Genomic DNA, 4,826 nt, shown 5'->3' on the forward strand with positions numbered 1-4,826 from the left:
AAGCCAATGCAGCGGGTCCGCGGAGCCGGCTGAGAGATTTTGGTACTGACCAGCGGCTTCATCACAAGGACAGACACAGGGATCCGAATGCCACGACTGCGGCGCTAACGCTCAAAAGGGCCATGGATCGTATTTCCGGAAATTTCAGGCCAGATGATCTTCGCTAGAATGCCATCAACATCTACCGACTTGATGTGTTTGGAAGAGATCAACGCTCCGCCCAAATCCGGGCCCCCTGCGTGGGTGGGGAGGCGGAGCAGAATGATGCCGCTAGCGACTATTTAGGCTTCGTAAGGTCGGGTGCCAAATCCGACTGGTGCAGCCGGGTTCGGCGCAGCATGATCGGGATTTCGGCAATCAGGAGCCCGCCCGTTCGTGCAGAATTCGGCTTTGACGCGGTGACTAGCCGGATTGTCGCTTCCATCCTCACCGACCGCGACGTCGATGACGCCTCACAAGTCGAACTCCAGCGCGACTGCCACATCCAAGCGATCGCCGGGAAAGGGAGAATGGCTTGGCAGCGCGACAGCGGCTACAATGAAAGGGCCCGCATCAAGGGCCAATTCGCGCGCTGGAAGCATGTCATCGGTGACGGACTGCGTTTCCACAGCGACCAAGCCCGGGCCACCAAGATCACCATCGCCACCGCAGTCCTCAACCGAATGCTCGACCTTGGACGCCCGAACTCCGCCCGCGTCGCCTGATCAACAGCGGGGCACGGGGCCTCCTCGGCCTTATTCTCCTCCTTGCAACACGCTGCCGTTCGTCCGGAAAGACGGTAGGAGCCCGGTCGCCTGATATGCATCAATGAGCGCGTCGAAGAGTGCGATGTCCGAGCGGCTCCTTGCCATCAGCTGTGCGCCTGCGACCGACGCAAAGATCGCGCGGGCTCTGGCTTGGGCGTCCTGGCCAGATTTTGCGGCCCCAGCTGAGACGAGCATCTTGGCCAGCCAGGCCACATTGACGTCGGCGAAGGTTTGGACCTCCAGCTTCACCGGCTCCGGAAGATCGTCGTATTCGGCTGACATGAAACTGCCCAGGCAAAGCCGATTTTCTCTTTCGAGAGATCGTCGGAAGATCTGCGGATACCTGCGGAGGGCACTTATTGCATCGGGTGTTTCCGTGACTATGGCTTCCAAATCGGCAGCGGTATCCTCCCAATAGCGCTTCGCTACTGCAGCCCCGAGATCGGCTTTACTCGGAAAATGGTGATAGATGCTCGCGGGCTTGATGCCGACCTCCTCGGCCAGGTCGCGAAAGTTCAAGCCGCCGTAACCGTGCGCCTGCGCGCTTTGCCTGGCCGCCGCCAAAATCTCTTCGCTCTTGCTCATCTCAGTTCCCTACTCGTCGATCGCCGCACCCTACCATGTGTTAGGTAGGGGTTGACAGGCGGAAATGGAAGCCCTAGCTTTCCCCTACCAACTGGTAGGTAGAAAGACGACAATGAGCAATGACATCATCTTTTCCGATGCAACGAAGCTGGCCGAGCTGGTCCGCACCAGGGAGGTCTCCCCAGTCGAGATCGTACAAGCGCACCTCGACCGCATCGCCGCCGTAAACCCCAGGATCAACGCGATCGTTACCGTGGCCGACGGCGCGCTCAAAGCCGCGAAGGCGGCGGAGGCGGCGGTCCTGTCTGGTGATGAACTTGGCCCACTGCACGGTGTCCCCTTCACAGTGAAGGACTCGATCGACACCGTCGGCGTCCTGACCCAGCGCGGTTCGCCGATCTTCAAGGGCCGCCTTCCCGATGCAGACGCGACCAGCGTCGCACGCATGAAGAAGGCCGGCGGCATCCTGCTGGCCAAGACCAACCTTCCCGAGTTTTCCTACTGGATCGAGAGCGACAATCTGCTCTCCGGCCGATCGAACAATCCTTGGGATTTGACCCGTACGCCGGGCGGATCAAGCGGCGGTGAATCGGCGGCTATTGCGGCGGGCATGTCGCCGATCGGTCTCGGCACCGATCTCGCCATCTCCGTACGCGGCCCTGCGGCGCAGATCGGTATCACCTCCATGAAGGCAACGCATGGCCGCGTGCCCATGACCGGTATCTGGCCACGTGCACCGCGCCGCTTCTGGCATGTCGGGCCGATGGCCCGTTCGGTTCGCGACATCGCGCTGGCCTTCTCGCAGCTCGCCGGGCCTGATGGTCAGGACGCCTTCGCGACCAGTACCGTCCAGTTCGATGCCGGCATCGGCCGTCAGCCCGGTCGCCAGCTTCGCGTGGGCTGGATGGTCGGACCCGGCTTTGGGCCCGTCGATCCCGAGGTGGCGGCGACCGTCAAGGCGGCGGCCGAGGCGCTGAAGGATGTTGGCGTCCATGTCGAGCAGGTGAGCATTCCGGCGCTGGAGCGGGATTTCGCGCTCGACGTGTTCAATCGTCTGCACGTCATGGAGATGAAGCCCGCGTTCCAGGAGACGACGGCAGGCCACGAAGACCAGATGTACAAGATGGCTAAGACCATGCTCTCGCTGCCCGACACATCCATGAAGGACTTCATCGAGGCCGAGCAGGCCGCAGAGCGCCTGCGTGACGGCTATGCGGCATACTTTCGCAGCTATGACGCACTGATCACGCATGTGCTGCCGATACCGGCGCACAAGCACGGCGTCGAGGAGTTCGTCATCGATGGCCAGACGGTCGACGCCACCTACCTCCAGGGCGCGACCGTGCCGCTCAACGTCACTGGGCTGCCCGGCGTCTCGATGCGCTTCGGCACGAGCAGGGAGGGCCTGCCGATCAACGTTCAAGTCGTCGGCAGTTGGCTCGCCGAGTCCACAATCCTGCACGTTGCTGCGCTGCTCGAAAGCGCCAGCATGGTCCGGAGCCTTCATCCGACCCTTTGATGCCCAGATGCAACCGCGAGGGAAATGCTCCCGGGTGCTTCCCACTCAAGCGTGGCTGGAGAACGATCCTAAGCGTAAATGAATCTTGATCGTTCGCAACTCACTGCTCGGAAGCAGACGGATCGCAAACCACCATTTTGCGCCGTTCGGGAGCTTGGCTCCTCAGCGTTATGTCCGAACCTATTCCATGTTGTGACCCCTTGATCGCGCAACGGTGGTACTTGATGGCATCAAGATCAAACTGCTCGCCCGAAGCTCCGGTTTATGTAACATGAAGGACGTCATGTTTCGTAAGACGGTGCGCGTCGATGGCAGTGGAGTTCAAGCGGGCAGTTCCGATCTTGCCGGTGCGAAGCGTCCCGGCGGCGCTGGCGCATTATCGACGTCTTGGTTTTAAAGGAACCGCCTACGCGGAAACCTGGGCTGATGACCCGGAATATGGATTCCTCACCTGGGGGCCGGTTTCGCTGCATCTGACGCGGGTTCCGACTCTAGACCCGAAAACCTCCGCCTCGGCGTGCTACCTCTATGTCGATGATGCCGATGCGCTGTATGCCACGTGGCAGGCCACTGCTGTAGAGGGGCGCTTGACACTCCCCAGGGATACAGCTTACGGGCTGCGCGAGTTCGCGCACATCGATCCAGACGGCAACCTGTTGCGGGTCGGTTCCCCTTTGTCCGAGGTTAGCGCGTAACGGCCACCGGAAACACGCTTTCGGCCTCAGGGAAATCGGAAGATATGGAAAGGCTGTTATATGGAGGTGCGGTCGTTCTGCCGGCGCACCACGCTGGCCTCGGCTTTCTCCGTCAGGATTGCCGCTTGCCGTACCGCCTCCTGCGCTCTGGCGAGCGCCCAGAGCCCTTGAATAACAAGTCGGATCGTGTGGTCGATGCGTGCACGATCTGACGGTTTCACAAGGGAACGACACATTCTAGGCAAACCAGAAAGGTGTTAGCCTATACTGACCACAGCTGTGTAACTGTTCGGCCGATCGCAATGAAGTGGCGTAAAACCATAGGAAAGCGGGCCACGACAGCCGCAAGTGCGAGCCCCCGACATTCCGTTGAGACACCGCTAGCAATTTTGCTCAAATGGAACGTTACTTCGTGAAACCCTCGGCGGCAGTGGGACATCGGTCATGGCATCAGTCCACTTGGACGGTAAAAACATTCCTTTCCGGCATATGGAAGACCTGAACTGGTTCAAGTCATATGTCCCTTCATAGGGGTTGACGGTCAGATGATGCGCCTTCTCAAACGTTTGCTATCCGTGACCCGCGAGATGATCCGGGAGCAGGCGAAAGTCATGGAGGAGTCCGACAGGACAGAGCGTGAGTTGGACAGAAGCCTTCGCCGGACTTCGAAATCCAAGTCCTCAAGATCGAAGGCGCCAAGGCTGGATCCTGGTTGACCCTCAGCTGGGAGCGTCACGCAGGCCGGATCAAGGCGTCGATGCGGTCAGCCAGGGCGGCGCAATCCGTCGCCGTTAGCAGATCGCCATGCTGTAGGCGAGTAGCCTCGTCAAACAACATGTGGCGCGCTGTCCTTTCGCCGATCACCTCGACCTGGTCCAACAGATCATCGTCGGGAGCGTCCTTCAGCGCCAGCAGCTCGGTGACACAGCGTTCGGTGTCCATGTCTGTTCGATCCATTCATGCATCCTTGTCTACTGGCGGTAAACGTCCTGCGGCGGCATCATGAGCGATCAGCTTATCGATTTCCTCAGCCACCTCGCGCACCGGAGACTCTCCCGGCAGCGCAGCCAGCCACAGAGTAAAAAGGCGGGAGAGTTCGACCAGATCGTCCTGTGTCATCTGCCCCTCCGCCAAAACCGGTCAGGATCAGGCCATGACCTGGGTGTGGTATCTGGACGTTCTACCGGTTCAACAGCCGATGGATCAGCATCACCAGGCTAGTTTTTTCCAGAACAGGCTCCACCTCAGAGCGTTCCGTCGCTTACCTGTTTGTACCGGTAA

At 60.1% G+C, this 4,826-nt stretch carries 6 protein-coding genes; 3 read left to right on the plus strand and 3 right to left on the minus strand.

The genetic code is table 11. The annotated features are described in order from the left end of the window. Positions 1-338 precede the first annotated feature (338 nt). A complete protein-coding gene (locus tag AC5JJ6_RS41795; RefSeq protein ID WP_496047720.1) occupies positions 339-704 on the plus strand; it encodes a hypothetical protein in 366 nt (121 codons plus the stop codon). A 30-nt stretch (positions 705-734) separates the two neighbouring features. Here the strand turns inward: AC5JJ6_RS41795 and AC5JJ6_RS41800 are convergent, their stop codons facing one another. Continuing rightward, entirely contained in the window at positions 735-1,331 is a 597-nt protein-coding gene (locus AC5JJ6_RS41800; protein ID WP_496047721.1) for a TetR/AcrR family transcriptional regulator, read from the minus strand. Positions 1,332-1,443: 112 nt separating this feature from the next. Between AC5JJ6_RS41800 and AC5JJ6_RS41805 the strand changes: the two genes are divergently transcribed. Together AC5JJ6_RS41805 and AC5JJ6_RS41810 are read left to right on the plus strand one after the other, a co-directional pair. Next, positions 1,444-2,850, plus strand: coding sequence for an amidase (locus tag AC5JJ6_RS41805; RefSeq protein WP_496047722.1), 1,407 nt, complete (start codon positions 1,444-1,446; stop codon positions 2,848-2,850). A 308-nt stretch (positions 2,851-3,158) separates the two neighbouring features. Then, a complete protein-coding gene (locus tag AC5JJ6_RS41810) occupies positions 3,159-3,545 on the plus strand; it encodes a bleomycin resistance protein (protein ID WP_496047723.1) in 387 nt (128 codons plus the stop codon). 732 nt (positions 3,546-4,277) lie between these two features. On the opposite strand, the gene AC5JJ6_RS41815 is transcribed toward AC5JJ6_RS41810, so the two are convergent. Both AC5JJ6_RS41815 and AC5JJ6_RS41820 read right to left on the minus strand, forming a co-directional pair. Next, entirely contained in the window at positions 4,278-4,487 is a 210-nt protein-coding gene (locus AC5JJ6_RS41815; protein WP_496047724.1) for a hypothetical protein, read from the minus strand. Between the two features lie 15 nt (positions 4,488-4,502). Then, on the minus strand, positions 4,503-4,664 hold the full coding sequence (locus tag AC5JJ6_RS41820) for a hypothetical protein (protein WP_496047725.1): 162 nt from the start codon (positions 4,662-4,664) through the stop codon (positions 4,503-4,505). Positions 4,665-4,826: the final 162 nt, after the last annotated feature.

It is taken from the genome of Skermanella sp., from assembly GCF_059503625.1.